The 23446-nt window shown below is 62.1% G+C and carries 17 protein-coding genes and 1 pseudogene; 7 read left to right on the forward strand and 11 right to left on the reverse strand.

Annotation, left to right across the window (positions count from 1 at the left end; translation table 11 throughout):
- Window positions 1–2 precede the first annotated feature (2 nt).
- From HDC32_RS16215 to HDC32_RS16225, 3 genes are all read left to right on the forward strand, one after another.
- The gene (locus HDC32_RS16215; protein ID WP_131698465.1) at window positions 3–656 is read left to right on the forward strand and encodes an ABC transporter permease; all 654 of its coding nucleotides are present in this window, start codon (window positions 3–5) and stop codon (window positions 654–656) included.
- Window positions 653–1810, forward strand: coding sequence for a betaine/proline/choline family ABC transporter ATP-binding protein (locus HDC32_RS16220; protein WP_053131666.1), 1158 nt, complete (start codon window positions 653–655; stop codon window positions 1808–1810). Before HDC32_RS16215 ends, HDC32_RS16220 begins: the two co-directional genes overlap by 4 nt.
- A 459-nt stretch (window positions 1811–2269) precedes the next feature.
- Entirely contained in the window at window positions 2270–3433 is a 1164-nt protein-coding gene (locus tag HDC32_RS16225; RefSeq protein WP_014716890.1) for a type III PLP-dependent enzyme, read from the forward strand.
- A 49-nt stretch (window positions 3434–3482) separates the two neighbouring features.
- Here HDC32_RS16225 and HDC32_RS16230 read toward each other — a convergent pair whose 3' ends face one another.
- Both HDC32_RS16230 and HDC32_RS16235 read right to left on the reverse strand, forming a co-directional pair.
- Window positions 3483–4232: a tetratricopeptide repeat protein gene (locus HDC32_RS16230; RefSeq protein WP_131698466.1), complete on the reverse strand. Its 750-nt coding sequence runs from the start codon at window positions 4230–4232 to the stop codon at window positions 3483–3485.
- A gap of 1 nt (window position 4233) precedes the next feature.
- The gene (locus HDC32_RS16235; RefSeq protein WP_184744669.1) at window positions 4234–4914 is read right to left on the reverse strand and encodes a Fe2+-dependent dioxygenase; all 681 of its coding nucleotides are present in this window, start codon (window positions 4912–4914) and stop codon (window positions 4234–4236) included.
- Window positions 4915–5120: 206 nt separating this feature from the next.
- Here HDC32_RS16235 and HDC32_RS16240 point away from each other — a divergent pair, with 206 nt between their 5' ends.
- The gene (locus tag HDC32_RS16240) at window positions 5121–7424 is read left to right on the forward strand and encodes a TonB-dependent siderophore receptor (protein WP_131698468.1); all 2304 of its coding nucleotides are present in this window, start codon (window positions 5121–5123) and stop codon (window positions 7422–7424) included.
- Between the two features lie 132 nt (window positions 7425–7556).
- A complete protein-coding gene (locus HDC32_RS16245; RefSeq protein ID WP_184744671.1) occupies window positions 7557–10082 on the forward strand; it encodes a sulfite reductase flavoprotein subunit alpha in 2526 nt (841 codons plus the stop codon).
- Between the two features lie 56 nt (window positions 10083–10138).
- On the opposite strand, the gene HDC32_RS16250 is transcribed toward HDC32_RS16245, so the two are convergent.
- Genes HDC32_RS16250 through ptsP form a run of 4 tightly spaced genes read right to left on the reverse strand, consistent with a single transcriptional unit; the run spans window position 10139 to window position 17231 of the window.
- Window positions 10139–11680 (reverse strand): alkaline phosphatase D family protein, encoded by a 1542-nt coding sequence (locus HDC32_RS16250; protein ID WP_131698470.1) that lies wholly within the window; start codon window positions 11678–11680, stop codon window positions 10139–10141.
- Between the two features lie 44 nt (window positions 11681–11724).
- A complete protein-coding gene (locus HDC32_RS16255) occupies window positions 11725–13440 on the reverse strand; it encodes a PTS fructose-like transporter subunit IIB (protein WP_131698471.1) in 1716 nt (571 codons plus the stop codon).
- An 11-nt stretch (window positions 13441–13451) separates the two neighbouring features.
- On the reverse strand, window positions 13452–14372 hold the full coding sequence (gene pfkB / locus HDC32_RS16260; RefSeq protein ID WP_184744673.1) for a 1-phosphofructokinase: 921 nt from the start codon (window positions 14370–14372) through the stop codon (window positions 13452–13454).
- On the reverse strand, window positions 14373–17231 hold the full coding sequence (gene ptsP / locus HDC32_RS16265; RefSeq protein WP_184744675.1) for a phosphoenolpyruvate--protein phosphotransferase: 2859 nt from the start codon (window positions 17229–17231) through the stop codon (window positions 14373–14375).
- A 294-nt stretch (window positions 17232–17525) separates the two neighbouring features.
- On the opposite strand from ptsP, the gene cra reads away from it, so the two are divergent.
- Window positions 17526–18521 carry a catabolite repressor/activator gene (gene cra / locus HDC32_RS16270; protein ID WP_131698474.1) on the forward strand — a complete coding sequence of 332 codons (996 nt, stop codon included), beginning with the start codon at window positions 17526–17528 and terminating at the stop codon, window positions 18519–18521.
- 2 nt (window positions 18522–18523) lie between these two features.
- A complete protein-coding gene (locus tag HDC32_RS16275) occupies window positions 18524–19300 on the forward strand; it encodes a TatD family hydrolase (RefSeq protein WP_184744677.1) in 777 nt (258 codons plus the stop codon).
- Here the strand turns inward: HDC32_RS16275 and HDC32_RS16280 are convergent.
- The 5 genes and pseudogenes from HDC32_RS16280 to ampD all read right to left on the reverse strand — a co-directional run bounded on the left by HDC32_RS16280 (window position 19247) and on the right by ampD (window position 23413).
- Window positions 19247–19678, reverse strand: coding sequence for a hypothetical protein (locus HDC32_RS16280; protein ID WP_145335377.1), 432 nt, complete (start codon window positions 19676–19678; stop codon window positions 19247–19249). The genes HDC32_RS16275 and HDC32_RS16280 overlap by 54 nt on opposite strands.
- 126 nt (window positions 19679–19804) lie before the next feature.
- On the reverse strand, window positions 19805–20545 hold the full coding sequence (locus HDC32_RS32480; protein WP_409438486.1) for a methyl-accepting chemotaxis protein: 741 nt from the start codon (window positions 20543–20545) through the stop codon (window positions 19805–19807).
- 117 nt (window positions 20546–20662) lie between these two features.
- Window positions 20663–21802, reverse strand: a pseudogene (locus HDC32_RS32485) (HAMP domain-containing protein); the annotation flags it as partial.
- A gap of 214 nt (window positions 21803–22016) precedes the next feature.
- Window positions 22017–22853: a regulatory signaling modulator protein AmpE gene (ampE, locus tag HDC32_RS16290; protein WP_145335381.1), complete on the reverse strand. Its 837-nt coding sequence runs from the start codon at window positions 22851–22853 to the stop codon at window positions 22017–22019.
- Entirely contained in the window at window positions 22850–23413 is a 564-nt protein-coding gene (ampD, locus tag HDC32_RS16295) for a 1,6-anhydro-N-acetylmuramyl-L-alanine amidase AmpD (RefSeq protein ID WP_145335383.1), read from the reverse strand. The genes ampE and ampD overlap by 4 nt, the downstream gene beginning before the upstream one ends.
- Window positions 23414–23446: the final 33 nt, after the last annotated feature.

Below are 23446 nucleotides of genomic sequence, written 5' to 3' on the forward strand. Positions count from 1 at the left end.
ACATGGAATTCCTGAACGCCTTTTCCCATCTTGATTGGGCCCAGGTCCTGCACCTGACCTGGCAGCACATCACCCTGGTCGGTATCGCGGTGATCCTGGCGATTGTCGTCGGCGTGCCCCTCGGCGTGCTGATGACCCGCTTCCCAACCCTCGCCGCCCCCCTGCAAGCCAGCGCCACGGTGCTGCTGACCGTACCGTCCATCGCGCTGTTCGGCCTGCTGCTGCCGTTCTACTCCAAGTTTGGCCAGGGCCTGGGGCCGATGCCGGCGATCACCGCCGTGTTCCTCTACTCCCTGCTGCCGATCATGCGTAACACCTACCTGGCCCTCACCGGCGTTGAACCGGGCATTCGCGAGGCCGCCAAAGGCATCGGCATGACCTTCGGCCAGCGCCTGCGCATGGTTGAGCTGCCCATCGCCGTGCCGGTGATCCTCGCCGGTGTGCGTACCGCCGTGGTGATGAACATTGGCGTCATGACCATCGCCGCCACCATCGGCGCCGGTGGCCTGGGTGTACTTATTCTGGCTTCCATCAGCCGCAGCGACATGTCGATGCTGATCGTTGGCGCCGTGCTGGTCAGTCTCCTGGCCATCTTCGCCGACCTGCTTCTGCAATGGCTGCAACGCTCGCTGACTCCAAAAGGACTGCTCAAATGATCGAACTTCAAAACCTGACCAAGACTTTTCAAAGCAACGGCAAGACTGTTTCGGCCGTGAACGACGTAAGCCTGACCGTCAACGAAGGCGAGATTTGCGTATTCCTCGGCCCTTCGGGCTGCGGCAAGAGCACCACGCTGAAAATGATCAACCGCCTGATCAAGCCGACCTCGGGCAAGATCCTGATCAACGGCGAAGACACCACCGACCTCGACGAAGTGACCCTGCGTCGCAACATCGGCTATGTGATCCAGCAGATCGGCCTGTTCCCGAACATGACCATCGAGGAAAACATCGTGGTCGTGCCCAAGCTGCTGGGTTGGGACAAACAGAAATGCCACGACCGCGCCCGCGAGTTGATGAGCATGATCAAGCTGGAACCCAAGCAGTACCTGCATCGCTACCCGCGTGAACTGTCGGGCGGCCAGCAACAGCGCATCGGCGTGATTCGCGCACTGGCGGCCGATGCGCCGTTGCTGCTGATGGATGAGCCGTTCGGCGCGGTCGACCCGATCAACCGCGAAATGATCCAGAACGAGTTCTTCGAGATGCAACGCGCGCTGAACAAGACCGTGATCATGGTCAGCCACGACATCGACGAAGCCATCAAGCTGGGTGACAAGATCGCCATCTTCCGCGCCGGCAAGCTGCTGCAGATCGACCACCCGGATACGCTGCTGGCACATCCGGCGGATGAGTTCGTCAGCAACTTTGTGGGCCAGGACAGCACCCTCAAGCGCCTGCTGCTGGTGAAAGCTGAAGATGCGGCCGACAACGCCCCGTCGGTGAGCCCGGAAACCCCGGTGGCCGAGGCCCTGGAGCTGATGGACGAAACCGACCGCCGCTATGTGGTAGTCACGTGCGCCGAGAACAAGGCACTCGGCTATGTCCGCCGTCGCGACCTGCACCGTCAGACCGGCACCTGCGGCCAGTACCTGCGTGAGTTCAACGCCACGGCGGCGTACGACGAGCATTTGCGCATCCTGTTGTCGCGTATGTACGAGTTCAACCGCTCGTGGCTGCCGGTAATGGATGCGGAGCGGGTGTTCCTGGGTGAGGTGACCCAGGAATCGATCGCCGAGTACCTGAGCTCCGGTAAGTCCCGTGGGGGCAAGACCAGTATTGTCTCCCCTGCCGAGACCGCCCTGGCCTGATCTTATGTGGGAGGGGGCTTGCTCCCGATGGCGGTGTGTCAGTCACTTCATCTGTCACTGATCCACCGCTATCGGGAGCAAGCCTCTCCCACATTTGGTCCGCGATCTGTCAGGGAAATACCTTCAATTATCCCCATCCGGGGAACATCATTCCGTCACACGTGTCGGTTACATAAGTAGCTGCACGCGGTCCCGCGACGAACGCGTGCAAAAACGCGACATTTTTAGTTGATCTATGGCCCCTCACGTCCTAAAGTTCGCGCCGAACGTCCATGCTGGAAACGATCCATCCGGCTCAAGTACTGACGACGAGACAGCAAGGCCAAGGGAAGCGGTTGTTCCCATGGCCTTTTTGCTTTCGGCGACATGCCTTGGGAAGTAGGCGAACCAAAGTGGGGATACGGAGGACGTTCATTTGCACCCATTGATCAATTTAGTTTGCCCTTAGGAGTTCCCAGCATGTCGATCAACGTCGAAGATTATTTCGCGCGCGCCACTTTTGACAAAATGAAGGCGTTCGCCGACAAGCAAGAAACCCCGTTCGTGGTGATCGACACCGCGATGATCAGCCAGGCCTACGATGACCTGCGCGCCGGTTTCGAATTCGCCAAGGTGTATTACGCGGTCAAGGCCAACCCTGCCGTTGAGATCATCGACCTGTTGAAAGACAAGGGTTCGAGCTTCGACATCGCCTCGATCTACGAGCTGGACAAGGTCATGGACCGTGGCGTCAGCGCCGACCGTATCAGCTACGGCAACACCATCAAGAAATCCAAGGACATCCGCTACTTCTACGAGAAAGGCGTGCGCCTGTTCTCCACCGACTCCGAAGCCGACCTGCGCAACATCGCCAAGGCCGCACCGGGCTCGAAAGTGTACGTACGTATCCTCACCGAAGGCTCGACCACCGCTGACTGGCCTCTGTCGCGCAAATTCGGCTGCCAGACCGACATGGCCATGGACCTGCTGATCCTCGCTCGTGACCTGGGCCTGGTGCCGTACGGCATTTCGTTCCACGTTGGCTCGCAGCAACGCGACATCAGCGTGTGGGACGCGGCAATCGCCAAGGTCAAAGTGATCTTCGAACGCCTGAAGGAAGAAGACGGCATCCACCTCAAGCTGATCAACATGGGCGGTGGCTTCCCGGCCAACTACATCACCCGCACCAACAGCCTGGAAACCTACGCCGAAGAGATCATCCGTTTCCTCAAGGAAGACTTCGGCGATGACCTGCCGGAAATCATCCTCGAGCCAGGCCGCTCCTTGATCGCCAACGCCGGTATCCTGGTCAGTGAAGTGGTATTGGTTGCACGTAAATCCCGTACTGCCGTCGAGCGTTGGGTGTACACGGATGTGGGCAAGTTCTCCGGCCTGATCGAAACCATGGACGAAGCCATCAAGTTCCCGATCTGGACCGAGAAGAAAGGCGAGATGGAAGAAGTGGTCATCGCCGGCCCGACCTGCGACAGCGCCGACATCATGTACGAAAACTACAAGTACGGCCTGCCGCTGAACCTGGCGATCGGTGATCGTTTGTACTGGCTCTCGACCGGTGCCTACACCACCAGCTACAGCGCGGTTGAGTTCAATGGCTTTCCGCCGCTGAAGTCGTTCTACGTGTAAGACGGCTGCGCACAAAAAACCCATGACATGTCATGGGTTTTTTTATGCCTCAGGAAAGGCTCACGGCCCGTTGGCGGTAGGCCTCGGCCAGCGCTCTAACCTGCGGATCACTCGCCGCAGCCAAGGCCTTGTGGGCTGTTCGCAGGAACTTGAGATTTCCGCCCGCCAGTGCCTTGCGCAACCACGCCAACGCCGCCTCGACCTGGCCCCTGTCGGCCAACACCGCCGCATAGCTGAACTGCCCGCGAAAATCCCCGGCCTCGGCTGAACGTCGATACCACTCGACAGCCGCCTCCAGGTCCCTCGGGCAAACCTGAGCGTCTTCCAGATAGCGCCCCAGCAGGTTCATCGACTTGGCATGGCCCTGTTCTGCGGCTTGCCGATACAGGGCCAGCGCTTGCTGTGGGTTCTCGGCAACACCCCGCCCCGTCGCCAGCAGATTGGCATAGTTGTACTGGCCCCAATCCAATCCCGCGTCTGCCGCCAACCGATATTCCCGTGCAGCCGCCGTTTCGTCGATGGCACACCCCCAGCCATGCTCCCGGCAACGCCCGGCCATATTGCGCGCCATTAAATGCCCACCCTGCGCCGCAATCTGGAACCAACGCAGCGCCAGCGCTTCATCGCGCGCTATACCGCGGCCTTCCAGCAGGATTTGCCCGAGCAAGGCCTGGGCATCCACCACGCCCTCCTTGGCCGCGATCAAAATCGCCTGGGCCGCGCGCACCGGCGAGTCGTCGAGCATGCCCTGCAATTGCTCAACGTTGAGCACTTCTTCGCGGCGCAATAAAAAGCCCATGTCAGACCTCGACCCAACGACGCAACAGGTTGTGATAGGTGCCGGTGAGTTGGATCAGGGCCGGGTGATCAGGTACATCGCGGGTCAGTTGCTGGATGGCGCCGTCCATCTCGAACAGCAGCGTACGCTGGCTGTCTTCACGCACCAGGCTTTGGGTCCAGAAAAACGAGGCATAGCGCGCACCACGGGTCACGGCGTTGACTTTGTGCAGGCTGGAGCCGGGGTATAGCACCATGTCGCCGGCCGGCAACTTCACGCGCTGCAGGCCGAAGGTGTCCTGGATCTCCAGTTCGCCGCCGTCGTAGTCGTCCGGGTCGCTGAAGAACAGCGTGGACGACAGGTCCGTACGCACCCGCTCATGGCTGCCCCTGGCCTGGCGCACGGCATTGTCGATATGGAAGTCAAAGCTGCCACCGGCCGTGTAGCAATTGAGCAGCGGCGGGAAGACCTTGTGCGGTAACGCTGCCGACATAAAGAGAGGGTTTTTCCACAACCTTTCGAGCATCGCCGCGCCGATTTCCTTGGCCAGTGGGTGGCCTTCGGGCAATTGCAGGTTGTGCTTGGCTTTGGCGGACTGGTGCCCGGCGGTGATTTTGCCATCGGCCCAATCGGCGGTTTCCAGGGCGTGGCGGATGCGCTGCACTTCCTCGCGAGAGAACAGGCCGGAAATGTGCAGCAACATGGGGCAATACCTGTAGGCAAAGAGGCGCTAATGGTATTGATTCTTATCCGCCCTGTAAAACGCCAAAGACGAACGAGATCGTAAAAACCGTAAGCCAAAAGTGTAAAGAATGTAAATTCAGCGCGAATAGTAATGTATCTCAATTGATAGAAAGTCTTGTTCACCCTATATTCCGCCGCCTCACATCCTTGGGGAAAGGACACGTCATGTCGCGCACCACCACAAAAACACCTGTTGCTTCACCCCGTATGCTGGCTTCGGCCATCGGCGTTGCGCTCAGCGCCAGCTCTGTCGCCCATCTGGCGCAGGCGGCCGAAGACACTGAACAAAAAGGCCAGCGCAACAGCATCTCCCTCGGCGCCACCAGCATCACCGGCGAAGAACAGGACAACACCGCTTACCAGGTCGAAAAAGCCTCGTCGCAAAAATACACCGCGCCGCTGGTGGATACGCCGCGCTCGGTGACCGTGGTGCCACAACAAGTCCTCAAGGACACCGCCGCCACCTCGTTGCAGGATGCCCTGCGCACCGTACCGGGGATTACCTTCGGCGCCGGCGAAGGCGGCAACCCGCAGGGCGACCGTCCATTCATCCGTGGTTTCGACGCCCAGGGCGACACCTACCTGGACGGCGTGCGCGACACCGGCGGCCAGAGCCGTGAGATTTTCGACATCGAGTCCATCGAAGTCAGCAAAGGCCCGAACTCCTCCTTCGGCGGTCGTGGCTCGGCCGGTGGCAGCCTCAACCTGGTGAGCAAGACCCCGCAAGCCCGGGACTTCACCAACGGCGGCTTCACTTACGGCTCCGACCAGACCCGCCGTTATGTACTCGATGTGAACCGTCAATTCCTCGACGACAGCGCCGCGTTCCGCCTGAACCTGATGAGCCACGAGCAGAACGTGGCTGGCCGTGACGCTGTAAATTACGACCGCTGGGGCGTGGCCCCATCGCTGACCTTTGGGTTGGGCACCCCGACCCGCGTCAACCTCAGCTACTACCATATGGAAAGCAATGACCTGCCGGATTCGGGCATTCCGTATGGCTACAGCTCTGCGACCGCCACCACCCACGCGCACGACAAACCCACCGACGGCGGCGACAGCAATAACTTCTACGGTCTCAAGGACCGCGACTTCCGCAAGACCCGCGCGGACATCAGCACGTTCTCCATCGAGCACGACCTGAACGATGACATGACGCTGAAAAACACCCTGCGCCATGGCAGCACCGGCCAGGACTACGTACTTACCCAGCCGGACGATAGCCAACGCAACGTCAACCGTTTCGGCACGGTGTGGCGTCGCGCGAACGCTCGCGTCTCCACCACCACGACCACCACCAACCAGACAGATCTGTTCGGCAACTTCCAGGCGCTTGGCTTCAAGCACAGCTATTCCACCGGCCTGGAGTTCACCGGCGAAGAAACCCGCGTCAGTGGTTACACCGTCACACCGAACACCAACCCGACGTGCACCGTGGCCGGCGGCGGCCGGGGTGGCCAATGCACCTCGCTGAGCAACCCGAATCCGGACGACGCCTGGACCGGCAGCATCGCGCGCAACTACAACGGCACCAACACTAAGGCCACCAGCCGTGCCGCCTATGTGTTCGACACCATTGAGCTGGACCCGAAATGGCTGCTGAACGTCGGCCTGCGCTACGACACCTTCGACACCGAAGCAAACATCAACGCAGTGCCCAGCGCGACCGTGAAGGCACGCAGCAAGGTCAAGGACGACAGCCAGTTCTTCAACTGGCAGGCCGGCCTGGTCTGGAAGCCTTTGGAGAACGGCAGCATCTACACCTCCTACGCGACCTCGGCCTCACCGGCAGGTGGACTGGTGGGCGAAGGGGTCGACAGCAATGCGATTCCTACCGGCATCAACACCAGCGACCTCAAGCCCGAAGAAACCGTCAACTACGAACTGGGCACCAAGTGGGACCTGTTCCACAACCGCCTGTCCCTGTCTGCCGCAGTGTTCCGTACCGAGAAGAAAAACACCCGCATCCTGGTGGACTCCAACACCTACGAAACGGCGGGCGAATCGCGGGTCGATGGCCTGGAACTGTCCGCCAGCGGCAAGATCACAGAGCTTTGGCAAGTATTCGCCGGCTACAGCTACCTGAAAGCCGAACTGGTTGACCCAGGCAAAAACGGCAACCGCCAGGGCGTCGTCCAGGCAGGTTCCAACAAAGGCAACCAAATGCCCAACACGCCGGAGAACTCGTTCAGCCTGTGGACCACCTATAACGTGACCCCGAAGCTGACCATCGGCGGTGGCGCGTTCTACGTCGATCAGGTTTACGGCGATGCGGCCAACACCGTGTATGTGCCGTCCTACACACGCTACGACGCCATGGCCAGCTATAAGCTGACCAAGAACGTCGACCTGCAACTGAACGTGCAGAACCTGACAGACAAGACCTACTACGACAAGGCCTACGCCTCGCACTTCGCCAACCAGGCGGCGGGCCGCACGGCGCTGCTGTCCACAAGCTTCCACTTCTAAACGGTCAGCAGCCCACAAAGCCCCACGCATCGGATGCGTGGGGCTTTTGCGTGTCAAACAGAATGTTTCTCGACAACCCACGGCATAATGCGCGCCGTGCCCTACATATTCAGATAGACGAGGCGGTCCGACGTGTTGAAGAAAACCCTGTTCCAGTTGCACTGGTTCTTCGGCATCACTGCCGGGCTGGTGCTGGCCTTGATGGGGATCACCGGGGCTGCGGTCTCGTTTCAGGATGAGATTCTGCGCGCGCTCAACCCGAGCGTGTTGAGCGTGGAGAAGCGCGAAGCCGGCGTGCTGCCGCCCGCCGAGCTGGTGCGCAAGCTGGAAGCCACCGAAGGCAAGACCGTGTCCATGCTGTGGGTGGAAAGCGAAAGCGGCAACGCCGCCCGCGTGTTCTTCACCCCGCCGCCGGGCGAACGCCGTGGCCAGATGCGCTATTTCGACCCCTACACCGGCGACTACATGGGCGACGCGGTCGGCCAGGATGTGCTCGGCTTTATCCTGCAACTGCACCGCTTTTTGGCCATGGGCGAAACCGGCCGGCAGATCACCGGCGCCTGCACGCTGATCCTGGTGTTCTTCTGCCTGTCCGGCCTGTACCTGCGCTGGCCGCGCCAGGTCGCCAACTGGCGTGCCTGGCTGACGCTGGACTGGCGCAAAAAGGGCCGCAGCTTCAACTGGGATTTGCATTCGGTGTTCGGCACCTGGTGCCTGCTGGCCTACCTGCTGGCGGCACTGACCGGTCTGTCCTGGTCCTACGATTGGTACAGCCAGGGCCTGACCAAACTGCTGTCCGACGCGCCGCAAAATGAACGGATGCGCAAGCGCGGTCCGCCGCCCGAAGGCCCGTCCCCCGTAGCCAACTACGACGCAATCTGGAGCAGCATCTACAGCACTGCCGGCCCAGGCTTGAGTACCTATAACATCCGCATGCCAGCCGTCGCCGGGCAACCCGCCATCGTCTATTACCTGCTCAAAGACTCACCCCACAACCGCGCACTGAACCAGATCAACCTGGACCCGGCTACCGGCGAGGTCAAATCCCATGACGCGTACGCCGACAAAACCTTTAAGTCGCAGTTACTGACCAGCCTCTACGCGCTGCACACCGGCAGTTATTTCGGCCTGGCGGGGCGCATTATCCTCACCGTCAGCTCGCTACTCATGCCGTTGTTCTTCATCACCGGCTGGCTGCTGTACCTGGACCGTCGGCGTAAAAAACGCCAGGTGCGCGACGCGCGCAAAGGCCTCAGTGCCAACCGCAGTGATGCCCCGGCCTGGCTGATCGGCTTTGCCAGCCAGAGCGGGTTTGCCGAGCAACTGGCCTGGCAGACCGCCGGACAATTGCAGGCGGCCGGCTTGCCGGTGAAGGTGCAGCCATTGGGCAGTGTCAGCCAGGACGACTTGCGTCAGTCGGAAAATGCGTTGTTCGTAGTCAGCACCTTCGGCGACGGCGAAGCCCCCGACAGCGCCCGCGGTTTCGAGCGCAGCGTGCTCGGCCAGGATCTGTCGCTCAAGGGCCTGAACTACTCGGTACTGGCCCTGGGTGATCGCCAATACGAACACTTCTGCGGCTTCGCCCGTCGCCTGCACTTCTGGCTGACCAACCAAGGCGGCAACCCGTTGTTCGCCCCAGTGGAAGTCGACAGCGGCGACACGGCCGCCCTGCTGCACTGGCAACAACAGCTTGGCCAACTGACCGGCCACGCACCGGCGGCGGCCTGGCCGACCGCCCAGTATGAAAACTGGACACTGAGCCAGCGCACCCTGCTGAACCCTGGGAGCGCCAGCTCGGGCGTCTACCTGCTGGGCCTCACATCGCCATCGAAACAAAACTGGCTGGCCGGCGACCTGGTGGAAATTCTGCCGCGCAATTGCCCGGGGGCCATCGAGCACTTCCTCCAAGGCCTGGGCCTGACCGGCACCGACGGCGTGCTGGTCGACGGCCTCGCACATACCCTCAACCAAGCCCTGGCGACCCGCCAACTGCCGGACAACCGCGCACATCTGGTGGGCTTGCATGCCCAAGCGCTGGTGAATGCGCTCGCGCCCCTGGGCATGCGCGAATACTCCATCGCCTCGATTGCCAGCGATGGCGTGCTGGAATTGATCGTGCGTCAGGAACGCCACCCCGACGGCAGCCTGGGTGTGGGCTCCGGTTGGCTCACCGAACATGCCGCCATTGGCTCGACGATCAGCCTGCGCCTGCGCCGCAACAGTGGCTTCCACCTGCCGGACGCGCCCATACCGCTGATTCTGCTCGGCAACGGCACTGGCCTGGCCGGCCTGCGCAGCTTGCTCAAGGCACGCATTGCCGAAGGCCAGCAGCGCAACTGGCTGCTGTTCGGCGAACGCACCATCGCCCACGACTTCCTCTGCCAGGACGAGCTGCAAGGCTGGCTGACCAGTGGTGATCTGGCGCTGCTGGACCTGGCATTTTCCCGGGATCAGGAGGAGAAAATCTACGTGCAGGATCGCCTGCGCGAATCCGCCGATGTCCTGCGGAAATGGCTCGCGGACGGCGCGGCGATTTATGTGTGCGGGAGCTTGCAGGGGATGGCGACGGGCGTGGACCAGGCGCTGGTCGACATACTGGGGAGTGAAGCGGTGGAGCGCTTGATCGAACAAGGTCGCTACCGCCGCGACGTCTATTGATGTGATCCAATGTGGGAGGGGGCAAGCCCCCTCCCACATTTGGATCGCATTTCAAGTCAGACCGGTTGCAGTTTTTGCTGGAATACCGAGACCCCATCCAGGTCGCGCAAAATCACGGTCAACTCCGCTGTCTGCCCATCAATCTGCACTTCGCCAAAAAACTGAAACCCGGCAAACGGCGAGGTGTTCTGCGCGGGCGGCGCCTTCTCGAACACCACCTCAGGGCCAAAGGTTTTATCCAGTGGATTGGGGCCGAAGCTGCCCGCATTCAGAGGCCCGGCGACAAACTCCCAGAACGGTTCGAAATCCTGGAACGCCGCACGATCCGGGTGGTAGTGATGGGCCGCGCAGTAATGCACATCGGCCGTCAGCCACACATGGTTGCGCACCTTCTGCGCGCGTAGAAAGCCCAGTAATTCGGCGATTTCCAGCTCGCGGCCTTGCGCCGGGCCTGGGTCATTGTTGGCAATGGCTTCCCAGCGCGGCACGCCGGGGCTGACTTCGCCGTCGGGCACGCCGAGGCCGATGGGCATGTCGGCGGCGATCACCTTCCACTGCGCCTGGGACGCCTTGAGTTCGCGCTTGAGCCAGTCCAACTGCTCGCGGCCGAGGAAGGGTTTTTCGCCGCCCAGGTTGTCATCGTTGGGGCCGCGATAGCTGCGCATGTCGAGCACGAATACATCCAGCAGCGGGCCATAGCTGAGCTTGCGGTAAATCCGCCCGCCGCCGTCTGCGCTCTGCCGGCGCATGGGTGAATATTCCAGCCAGGCCTGGCGTGCACGGCCGACCAAGGCATGGATGTCCTTGGTCTGGTAGCGCTCATCGAGCTGCTTGCCAGGGGACCAGTTATTCACCACTTCGTGGTCGTCCCACTGCCAGATCTGCGGCACTTCGGCATTGAAGCGACGCACGTTTTCATCCAGCAGGTTGTAGCGGTAGTTGCCGCGATATTCGTCGAGGGTTTCGGCGACTTTGCTCTTGGCTTCGGTGGTGATATTGCGCCAGATACGCCCGCCCTCGGTGGGCAATTGCGCGGGTACCGGGCCGTCGGCGTAGATGGTGTCGCCGCTGTGGATAAAGAAGTCCGGCAGGCGCAGGCGCATGGCTTCGTAGATACGCATGCCGCCGATGTCTGGGTTGATGCCGAAGCCCTGGCCGACGGTGTCGCCACTCCACACAAACCGGATGTCGCGACGCTGTTGCGGCACGCTGCGCAGGTGGCCGAACCACGGCTCGCTGGCGACGCCAGTCTGGGCGTCTTCAAAATGCACGCGGTAGAAAATCGCCTGGTCGGCGGGCAGCCCGGTGAGTTCGACGCGAGCGGTAAAATCGGTGCGGCTGTCGGCCAGGGGCGAGACAAATTTGCGCGGGTTGCTGAACACGCTGCGGGTGTCCCACTCCACCACCATCTTCGCCGGGCGGTCGCTGCGGCTCCAGATCATCGCGCGGTCACCCAGCACATCGCCGGACTGCACACCGTCGGTGAGTTGCGGCCGGTCCTTGACCGAAGCGATCACCGCCGGGGCCAGGCCCGGCAGCAACAGGCCGGCGCCGACGGCTTGCATCACACGGCGACGGCCGAGATCGAAGTGGCTCATGCAGGTGCCCTCTTGAGTATCAAAAGGGCCACTAAAGCATGCGGTTATGACACCGGTGCGACAGCCAGCTCGGCCGCTTCCGGACGCTTGATCAGCGCATACACCAGGCCGGTCAGCAGGCTACCGGCAACAATCGCCAGCAAGTACAGCAGCGCATGGTTCATCGCATTCGGGATGATCAACACAAACAGGCCGCCATGGGGGGCGGCCAGTTTGCAGCCGAAGTACATCGACAGAGCACCGGTCAACGCGCCACCGGCGATGCTGGCCGGGATCACGCGCAACGGGTCCTTGGCGGCAAACGGGATCGCGCCTTCGGAGATAAAGCACATGCCCAGAATCATCGCGGCCTTGCCGGCCTCGCGTTCAGTCTGGGCAAACTTGCGTCGCGCCAGGAACGTGGCGATGCCCATGCCGATTGGCGGCACCATGCCGGCCGCCATGGTCGCGGCCATCGGTGCGCCGCTCTGTGCCGCCAGCAAGCCGACGGAAAACGCATACGCCGCCTTGTTGATCGGCCCGCCCAGATCGACACACATCATGCCGCCCAACAAGATGCCCAGCAGCACCGCATTGGTGGTGCCCATGGTCGCGAGAAAATCGGTCAGGCCTGTGAGCATGCGCGCCACCGGCGGGCCCACCAGGTAGATCATCGCCAAGCCCGTAAACAGGCTCGCCAGCAACGGGATGATCAGGATCGGCTTGAGTGCTTCCAGGCTCTGCGGCAACTTCACCGCACGGGTGATCAGCTTGACGCAATAACCGGCGAGAAAACCGGCGAAGATCCCGCCGATAAAACCGGCCCCCAACGTACCCGCCAACAGGCCACCGATCATGCCGGGGGCAATGCCCGGGCGGTCGGCAATCGAGTAAGCGATATAACCCGCCAGCAACGGCACCATCAGCATAAAGGCACGGTCGCCGACGGTTTTCAGCGCAGCCGCGAGGGTGCCTTCCTGTTCAAACGCATGAATGCCGAACACGAACGACAAGGCGATCAGCAAACCGCCCGCCACCACCATCGGCAACATGAACGACACACCGGTCAGCAGGTGTTTGTAGACGCCGGTTTTTTCTTGCTTGGCCACGGTACCGCTGGCGGCACTTTCCACCGCGCCTTCGGCCAGGGCCTTGTTGAGGGTCGCCTCGGATTGCTTGAGCGCAATACCGGTGCCGCAACGGTAGATCTTCTTGCCGGCGAAACGCTCGGTGGCGACTTCGATGTCGGCCGCCAGCAGTACCACATCGGCATTGGCGATGGCCTCGGGGCTCAACGGCGTACGCGCACCGACCGAGCCCTGGGTCTCGACCTGCAAGTCATAGCCCAGACGTTTGGCGGTCTGTTGCAGGGCCTCGGCGGCCATGAAGGTATGGGCCACGCCGGTCGGGCAGGCGGTAATCGCGACGATACGCGGGGCATGCTTCGACGCAGCCGCTGCTTGGCTGACGACATACTCCTGGGCTTCTTCAGCGCCTCGGCGCAACACCGCTTCGACATCCGCCAGCGCCTGGGCCGGTGTGCTCTGGAACACCCGCTTGCCGACAAACCGCTGCATATCCACCGCGGTGCTGCTGACCAGCAACACCCATTCGGCGTCGTCGATCGTGGCCTGGGACAACTGGCGCTCCGGGCGCTGCACATCCACCACCTCGACGCTGGTGCTCCAGCCCTGGCGTTGCGCGGCGGCGTCCAGCAAGCGGGCGCACAGCACACTGGTGACCATGCCGTTCGGGCAGGCAGTAACAATGGCTAACTTCATGACAAACCCTCTTATTGTTCTGTCAGCGGGCGTACAGCGACGCCGCTTTCAAGACGCGCCAACTGCTCGGCGTCGCTGATGCCAAAACCGATCTGACTCACCGCCATGGCGGCAATTGCCGTGGCGCGGCGCAGGGTTCGTTCGGGCGCTTCAGATTCAAGCAAACCATGGAGCATCCCGGCCAGCAGCGAGTCGCCGGCGCCTACAGTACTGGCCACCGTGACCTTGGGCGGCGTGGCATGCAGGGTGGGAGCCCGGCTGTACCAGCTCACGCCCGCGGCACCGTCGGAGACGACCACATGTTCAACACCCTGCTGATGCAGTTGGCTGATCACCTCAGTGGAATTGCCCAGGGCATCGGCCAACTCTTCGGTATTGGGTTTGATCAACCACGGGGCCGCCTTAAGACCGGCACGCAGCGCCTCGCCGCTGGTGTCCAGGGCGACTTTCAAGCCGAGACGCTTCAAGTGTTCCAACAGCCCCTGCAACCACTGCGGGCTGACGCCACACGGCAAGCTGCCGGCGACGACCACCGCATCATGGCCCGGCGCAATGCGCGTCAATTGGTCGAGCAACGCTTGCTGCGCCTGCTCACTGACCAACGGCCCCGGCGCATTGATGTCGGTGACCCGGCCGTCCTGCTCGGCAATCTTGATATTGCTGCGGGTTTCGCCGGGCACGCGGATAAACGCGTCGGCAAAACCACGCTGTGCAATCAGCGCCTCGAAGGCGTGGGGATTGTCCTCACCGAGAAAACCGCCCACGGTCACTTGATGGCCCAAGTCGACCAAGACTTGCGCCACATTCACGCCTTTGCCGGCGGCATGGCTGAGCAGGGTTTCGCTGCGGTTGACTTCACCCGGTTCCAGGTGCGCCAGGCGTACCGTCAGGTCCAACGCCGGGTTCAGCGTCAGGGTCAGAATCCTTGCCATCTACACGGCCTCCACAAGGGCACGCACTTCGGCGGGCGTGCCCACCACCAGTGCTTTTTGCGCCAGGCCCTGGGCCTCGCTCAGACTGAATTCACGCACCCGCGCCTTCACTTCGGGAATGCTGCGGGCCGACACGCTCAACTCATCCACACCCAGGCCGATCAGCACCGGCACCGCCAGCGGGTCCGCCGCCAGTTCGCCACACACACCGACCCATTTGCCATGGGCATGGGCCGCGCGCACGGTGATGTCGATCAGTTGCAGTACCGCCGGGTGCAGGCCGTCGGCCTGGGCCGACAAGGTCGGGTGGCCACGGTCGATAGCCAGGGTGTACTGGGTCAGGTCGTTGGTGCCGACACTGAAGAAGTCCACTTCCTTGGCCAGCACCGGCGCGAGCAAGGCTGCCGACGGGATTTCGATCATGATGCCCAGTTGCAGGTCGGCCACCGGAATTTCCAGGCGCAGGCGCTCGGTCATATCCCGTGCCGCACGCCACTCATCCACGCTGCCGACCATCGGGAACATGATGCGCAACGGGCGGTTATCCGCCGAGCGCAGCAGCGCGCGTAATTGCGCCTCCATGATCTGCGGGCGTTGCAGGGTCAGGCGAATACCGCGTACGCCGAGGAAGGGGTTTTCTTCCTCGGCAATCGGCCAATAAGGCAGCGGTTTGTCGCCGCCCACATCGAGGGTGCGCACCACCAGCGGGCGGCCCCCGAGGCCGTCGAGCACACGGCGGTACTCGGCTTCCTGGGTGGCTTCGTCCGGGGCTTGCGGGTGGGCCATGAAAATCAGTTCGGTGCGCAGCAAACCAATGCCTTCGGCGCCCTGCTCCACGGCGCTGGCCACACCTGCGCTTTCGCCGATATTGGCGAACACTTCCACGGCGTGACCATCACGGGTCAGCGCCGGTTCGTGGCGCTGGGCCGAGGCGGCCTGCAAGCGTTGCTCACGGGTATCGCGCTCGACGGTGGCGCGTTGCAGGGTGGCCGCGTCAGGATCTACATGCAGGCGGCCACGTTGGCCATCCAGCAACAACGGCGTGCCGGCGGCCAGCAGCAACACCGCCGGGCCTGCGCCGACCAACGCCGGAATACCGAGGGCACGCGCGACAATGGCGCTGTGGGCTGTTGCGCCGCCACGGGCGGTGAGGATGCCGGCGACGCGGGCCGGGTCCAGGCGCGCGACGTCGGAGGGGCCGACTTCGTCCATTACCAGGATGTAGGGTTCGCTCGGCTCCTGGGCGGTTTCGACGCCGCACAGTTGCGCCAGCACCCGGCGACCGATGTCACGCAGGTCGGCAGCGCGCTCGGCGAGCAAGGCATCCTGCAACGATTCCTGCTGTTTGGCGGCGGCTTCGATCACGCTCATCCACGCCGCTTGTGCGCTTTCACCTTGCTTGAGACGGGTGTCGACTTCATCGGTGAGTTCCGGGTCGTCGAGCATTTCCTGGTGGGTGATGAAAATCTCACGGATGGCTTTGGCTTGGCTGCGCTCGATGAGGCCCTGGATGTCCCGGCGCACATCAGCCAGGGCGTCTTGCAGGCGCTGACGCTCGATGGCCGAGGACTCGCCGCGCAAGGGGTAATCGAACACCTGTTGAATCTGGATATGTGCAGGGCCAATGGCGATGCCCGGCGCCGCGGCGATGGCCTGAACCTGGCTGCCAGCCTGTGGCGCGCTGATCACTGGCGCGATATCAAGGGCTTCGGGCTGTGCGCTCACGGTCGGCAGTGGCTCGACCTCTTCGCCCAGGCCCTCTTCGACGGCGGCCAGCAGCGCGGGCAATGCATCGCCGGCAATCGTGGGTTCAGCAACAAACTCCAGCACCTGGCCACGCCGGGCGCCAAGGCTCAGCAACTTGCTCAGGCTCTTCACCGACACGGAGCCCACCGGGCCATCGACGATGCGCACACGGATGTCGCCTTCAAAACTTTTCGCCAACTGCGCTAGGATCTTTGCCGGCCGGGCATGCAGGCCGTGGGCGTTGGCCAGGGTGATGCGGGCGCTCGGCCAGTCAGGCGGCAGCTCACCGCCGAGCACTTCGAGCACCGCGCGACTGCTGGTGGCGCTGCCCAATTCCTGGCCGCGACCTTCGATCAGCAAGGCGCACAGGCGCTCAAGCAGGGCCTGGTGCGCCTCACCCAGGCTGGCCAGGCAGAACAGCCCATTGAGCGGCTGGCCCAGGTAGCGCATGGGTTTATCCGGGGTGACAAACGCCAGGCCCGGGCGCTTGACCGTCTGCTCGCTGTGCAGCCACCACAAGCCATCACCCAGCGGCAGCGCATCGACCTGCTGCAACACGGCGGCAAACCCATTGCTGACGCAATCGGCCTGGCGCAGCAGGCGCGCGCCTCTCCACACAAGCTCTTCGAAGTCATCGGCAGACACGCCCAGGCTGATCATCTGCGCGTCCAGTGCCAGCTCCTGCGGTGCGCCTTGCAGCAGTTTCAGCAAGGCTTCAGCCGTGCCGGCGCGGCGCAGCGCCTGGCCCAGGTCGGTTTCACCGAGGGCGCGGGTGAGCAGTTGCAGCAGGCGCAGGTGTTCGTCGGATTTGGCAGCAATACCAATGGCCAGGTACACAATCTGCCCATCGCCCCAGTCCACCCCTTCGGGGAACTGCAACAGGCGCACGCCGGTGGAAAACACCTGATCGCGGGTTTCGGGGGTGCCATGGGGGATGGCAATACCTTGGCCAAGAAAGGTCGAGCCTTGGGCTTCACGGGCTTGCAAGCCGCTGAGATAACCCTCGGCAACCAGACCATCAGCCACCAGTTTGTCTGCGAGCAGGTGCAAGGCAGCAGATTTATCCACAGCCACCTGGCCCATGGAAATCTGCTCTACAGTGAGCTCAAGCATGCCGTTCTCCTAGTTAGTGCGATGGACGCACTAGGTATTGTTTTGAATAAAACAGTGTAATGGTGTTCCGGGATAACTGACTGAGCAGTCAATTGGCAGTAAGCACTCAGTGGCTAACGTCGTAAAAATACGCTGGCTGAAACGTTTAATCTAGAATTTATGGCAGGTTACGCGTTAATTGCGCATCCTTGAAGAACCACTCGGCACTTGAGCTGAGACATTGGTCGTGTGCAGGAATCGGTTACGATTGGACAAAATGTCGGGGCGAGCTCCAAAAAACAAGGAAATCCCGGTTTGAAACTCAGTGATATCGCACGTCTGGCCGGTGTGTCCGTGACCACCGCCAGCTATGTCATCAATGGCAAAGCCGCACAGCAACGCATCAGCAGCGCGACCGTCGACCGGGTGCGTGCGGTGGTCGAAGCCCATGGCTTTACGCCCAACCCCCAGGCCGCCGGGCTGCGCAGTCGGCATACCCGTACCCTGGGATTCATCCTCCCGGATCTGGAAAACCCCAGTTACGCACGCATCGCCAAACTGCTGGAGCAAGGTGCACGGGCACGCGGCTATCAGTTGCTGATCGCCAGCTCAGACGATGAAGCCGACAGCGAGCGCCAACTGCTGCAACTGTTCCGCGCCCGCCGTTGCGACGCGCTGTTCGTCGCCAGTTGCCTGCCGGCCAGCGACGACAGTTACCGCGAGCTGCAAGCCAAGGGTCTGCCGGTGATTGCCATCGACCGGGTGATGGGGGCGGACCAGTTCTGCTCGGTGGTCAGCGACGACCGCCAGGCCTGCCAGCAACTGACCAGCAGCTTGCTGCAACCGTTGCCCAAGCAGATCGTACTGATTGGCGCGCGGCCCGAGCTGAGCATCAGCCAGGAGCGTGCGGCTGGCTTCCGTGAAGCGCTTGACGGTTTCACCGGCGAGGTCATCGTCGAACACGGCGAAGCCTTCAGCCGCGATTGTGGCCGACAGCTGATGGAGCAACTTCTGCATCAACTGGGGCACTTGCCTGACGCCTTGGTGACCACGTCCTACGTGCTGCTGCAAGGCGTGTTCGACGCACTGCATGACTTCCCGCTCAAGTCGCGCCCGCTGCGCCTGGGCACGTTTGGTGACACCCAGTTGCTGGACTTCCTGCCGCTGCCGGTCAACGCCATGGCCCAGCAACATCAGCTGATTGCCGACACCGCCCTGCGCCTGGCCCTGGCCGCCATTGAAGAAGAACAGTACCAACCGGGCGTGCACGCCATCGGCCGGACCTTCAAGCAGCGTATCCACGAGGCCTGAGCGTGGAGCTGATCGACACCCACACCCACCTGGATTTCCCGGACTTCGACAGCGATCGCCGGGAAGTCCTCGCCCACAGCCGGGCGTTGGGCGTGCGGCGCATGGTGGTGTTGGGGGTGTATCAGCAGAACTGGCAGCGGCTGTGGGATCTGGTGCAGGCGGATGCAGGTTTGTTCGCGGCCTTTGGCCTGCATCCGGTGTACCTCGATGAGCACAAGCCCGCCGACCTGACGGAGTTGGGCGACTGGCTGACCCGCCTGCACGGCCATCGACAGCTCTGCGCGGTGGGTGAAATCGGCCTGGATTACTTTCTTGAACAGCTGGATCGCGAACGCCAGCAAAGCCTGTTCGAAGCCCAACTCAAACTGGCGGTAGACTTCCAACTGCCGGCGCTGCTCCACGTACGCCGCAGCCACGCAGCAGTGATTGCCACGCTCAAGCGCATCCGCCTGCCACGGGGCGGCATCATCCACGCGTTTGCCGGCAGCCGGGAAGAAGCCCACGAATACATCAAGCTGGGGTTCAAGCTTGGCCTGGGCGGCGCAGCCACATGGCCCCAGGCCCTGCGTATGCACAAGGTGCTGACACACCTGCCGCTGAATGCGGTCGTACTGGAAACCGACGCCCCCGACATGGCCCCGGCCATGTACCCGGGCCAGCGCAATAGCCCGGAGCACCTGCCGGCGATCTGCACCGCCCTGGCCGAGCGCATGGGCACCAGCCCCCTAGCGCTGGCCGAGGCGAGCACACGCAATGCGTGCGAGCTGTTCAATTGGTAGTACCGGGGTCACCGCTTGCAGGTTCAAGGTCATGCGCTGCCGATGCCGGGCATAGCGCAACACCAGGAAATGCACCAGCAGCACCACCAACGACACATTGAGTTGCCCGATCAGGCTGATCAGCCCCACCCACTCCATCACCAGCGCCACGATCAGCACCACGCAGGTCAGCACGGCCATGCTCGGGCGTACCAGCGCCCAATGGTCCAGCGCCTTGAAATGGCGCAACTGCCGGGGGCAGTTCAACGCCAGGATGCGCTGGCAATACGGGCAATCAAAGGGTTCTTCAATGGCGATGGCATTCAACTGCCAAGGCTTGAGTTCAAACGTGATGTCGCAATGGGCGCAGTGCCCCTTGATGCCGATTGCTGGGGTCATCGCCGTGCCTCCCTTGGACCTTGATTGAGTGACACAAATTTTCACTCATTCACCCGCGCAAAAAAGGCACTCCGGGAAATCAGGACAGGCACTACACCAAACCAAGACCAATCCTACGACATCGCCTTACACACGAAAGGCCCCGATCAATTGCTTCAACTCGATCACCTGTATCGATAGCTGCCGGCTCGCCGCTTCAGTCTGATGCGCGCCTTGGGCGGCATGCTCGCCGGCGCGATTGATTTCGACGATGTTCCGGTCGATATCATGGGCAACGGCGGTCTGCTGCTCCACGGCAGCAGCGATCTGCTGATTCTGATCGACGATCATGCCCACGGCACCGAGGATATTTTCCAGGGCTTGCTGGACCTTATCCGACTGTTCCACGGTGCCGCTGGCCATTTCATGGCTGCTGCCCATGGCCTTCACGGCCGCTGCCACGCCGCTGTGCAGGCGGCCGATCATTTGTTCGATTTCTTCGGTGGAGTGCTGGGTACGCCGGGCCAGGGTTCGCACCTCGTCGGCCACCACGGCAAAGCCGCGTCCCTGCTCACCGGCCCGTGCGGCCTCGATGGCCGCATTGAGTGCCAGTAGGTTGGTTTGCTCGGCGATGCTTTTGATCACCTCCAGGACGCTGCTGATGGACTGGCTGTCAGTGGCCAATTGGTTGATCACCCTTACCGACTGGTCGATCTCCGAGGCCAGCTGCGCAATGCTGCCCTGCTGGGATTGCACCAGGCCACGGCCGTTGACGGTTTCATCGTTGACGCTGTGGGCACTGCTGACCGCCGCCGCCGCACTGCGCGCCACCTCCTGGGCGGTGGAAGACATTTGGTTCATGGCCGTCGCCACCTGCTCAATCTGCATGCGCTGGCCAGAGACCGCCTGATTGCTCCGGGCCGAGACCGTTTCCACTTGACCGGCCTGTAATTCGACCTGGCTGACGGTATGCCCTACGCGCTCGATCAAGTCATGGATTTTCGCCACGGTACCGTTGAACACTTGGCCCAGATCACCCAACTCATCGCGGCTTTGGGCAACAAAGGTAACGGTCATGTCGCCGGCGGCCACCTTGTCCATCATCGCCCCCAGACGCCGCAACGTAGTGCGCGTAGACGCGTAGAACCCCGCATACAGGTAGAAGATAAGCAAAAACACCGCCGTCAGCGCCGAGACCAGCATCACCATGTGCGTACGGTTCTGCGCCAGGCGCTGCTCCAGTTGCTGCCCGAGGAACATCAGGGTGGCGTCATCGAGCTGATAGGTGTGGTCCATCAATTGGCTGACGCTGTCATAGAAACCCTGCCAGGGGGCATCAAGGGTTTCGGCCATCACCACCTGTTCTTCAAACAACTCACTGCCGTGCTTGAGGCTGGCGTTACTGGCCTTGGCCAGGCTGTCGAGCGCCGCGTGCGCGGCGTTGCTGGAGCCCAGGACGTCCTGCAATTTCAAGGCGTATTCGGCCTGGAGCTTTTCCAACTGTTGCAGCAGTTCGTCGAAGCGGGTACTGGAAGATGAGTTGAGAAAACCCTGGCCCAGGGAGTAGGCGCCCATCGCCCGACCTTCTCCCAAGGTCTGGGTGACCTGCGGGGTGACGCTGGTAATCAGTTCGCTGAGTTGGCGCAAGTCACTCTGGGGGTCGCGGCTCAAGCCGGACTGGCTGGCAATGATCTGGCTGAGCATCTGTGCCTTATTGAGCAACTTGCCGATCAACGCACTTTTGCTCTGCAGCGAGCTTTCCTGCTGCTGGGCCTGGAAGGCCGCGATCAGTTCGTCACGCTTACCTTCAAAGGCGGCGATTTGCTCAGGTTCGGCAGCCATCGGGTTGAGGCCTTGCAGACGGGCGAGCACGCTCTGCTCCAAGGCGCTGATCTTGCCCTCAAGGTCAGCGGCCTTGCCGGACTGACCGAGCGTTGCGTTGATCTGCACCTGGTTATTCAGGGTTTCCAGGTCACGGCGCAGGACCAGGCTGCTGCCGAGCAAATCCAGGCTTTGCAGCTCGACACGAGTGCCCTGGAATTCGCGCCAGGAATCGCGCACCAGGTAATAGTTGGTCGCCAGCATCGGCAGCAGGAACAGCACGCTGATCAGGCTGAACTTCAGGCCGAAACTAAGACGGTTCATCAGCGCGATGGCGGGATAGAGCAAGCTCTTCACAGGTGACCTCCCCTTTCTTTTATTTTTATTGAGGCGCAGGGCGGCGGCAGAAAGCCACTATTTGGCGCTCTGTCTGTATAGCTCAATTTGAAAGGGAGTTTTGTAACGTAAAGTTAACGAACCAGGATTGCGGGGGGCTGCTGCGCAGCCCGGCGCGGGGCAAGCCCGCTTATCACAGGAATCAGGGCAACACCGTCCAGATGGCGAAGCCGGCATACCACAGCACCGCCGCACGCAGCAGCAGTTCCCACAGGCGATCCAGGCTGTTGATGCCGTCGGCACCCACGGCCGGAGGGGGGATTTCAGCGGCGACCAGACCGACTTTTTCCACCAGTTGCGCCGCGCTGATGTCCCAGCTCAGCAACTCGTGAAGCATGACACGGCTGACCGCGACGAAATTGCCCACCAGCGCAAAACTGGCCGCCAGCAAGCGCACCGGCAACCAGTCAAACGCGTGACGCAGCTGCCCGGCGCGCTCAGCCACCAGAGGGTTGTGGCTATGCTCACTGGCGAGCGCCAGCAGTCGATAGGCCAGCGCGGCGACCGGCCCTAACAGGAAGTACCAGAAAATCACGGCGAAGAAGCTCTGGTAGACCTGCCACAACAGATAGCCCTGGACGCGCTCCAGCAGTTGCTCGCCGCTGTCGGCGCCCAGCTTCAGGTCGCGCTCGGCCACATGTTCGGCCGCCTGCAGGTCACCACGGCGCCAGGCATCACGAAATGGCCCCAGCCCAGCCAATAGATCGCCACGGCCCAGGCTGTAGATCACCACCAGCAAGTGCACCGGCAGCGCCAACAAACCATAGGCCACCGGTTCCAGCACCAGCAACAACAACGCCAGCAACGCCACCGGCAGCAACACCAGCAGGACCAGAATCAGCCAAGGCTGCTTGCCCGTGCGCGGGCTCGACTCCAACTTGGCCAATTCGCGCAACCAGCCGCCGTCACGCTGCAACCGCTGGCGCATGGCCGAGAACTTCTCGATCCACACTGCCAACACCAACACCAGAAAACTCATCGTGCGTGTCCTCCATCCTGCAGGGCGCTGCGAAAGCGCGCCCAATCAAAAGCGGGGCCGGGATCGGTCTTGCGCCCCGGAGCAATATCGCTATGGCCGCAAATACGCTGCGGCGTAATACCTGGGTAGGCTGCCAGCAACTGACGGGTCAGGTCGATCAGCGATACATACTGAGGGTTGGTGAACGGCAAATCATCCGTGCCCTCAAGCTCTATCCCCAAGGAAAAGTCATTGCACGTCTCACGCCCTTCGAAGCACGAGACCCCGGCATGCCAGGCCCGGTCGATACAGGACACAAACTGCGTCACCGTGCCATCGCGCTCAATCAGAAAATGCGCAGACACCCGTAGGTCGGCAATCCCTTCAAAGTAGGGATGTTCCGTGACATCCAGGCGATTCTGGAAAAATTCCTGCACTTTGCCGGTGGCGAACTGCGCGGGTGGCAGGCTGATGTTATGCACCACCAACAGCGAGATTTCGCCTGTCGGGCGCTCGTTGAAGTTGGGTGAGGGGCAATGGCGAATGCCCTGGCACCAGCCGCTGGCGGGGTCCAACTGCATACAGGATCCTTGAACGTGACTAAGTGTGACCAG

The sequence above is a fragment of the Pseudomonas sp. JAI120 genome (genome assembly GCF_014207255.1).
Lineage (GTDB): Bacteria > Pseudomonadota > Gammaproteobacteria > Pseudomonadales > Pseudomonadaceae > Aquipseudomonas.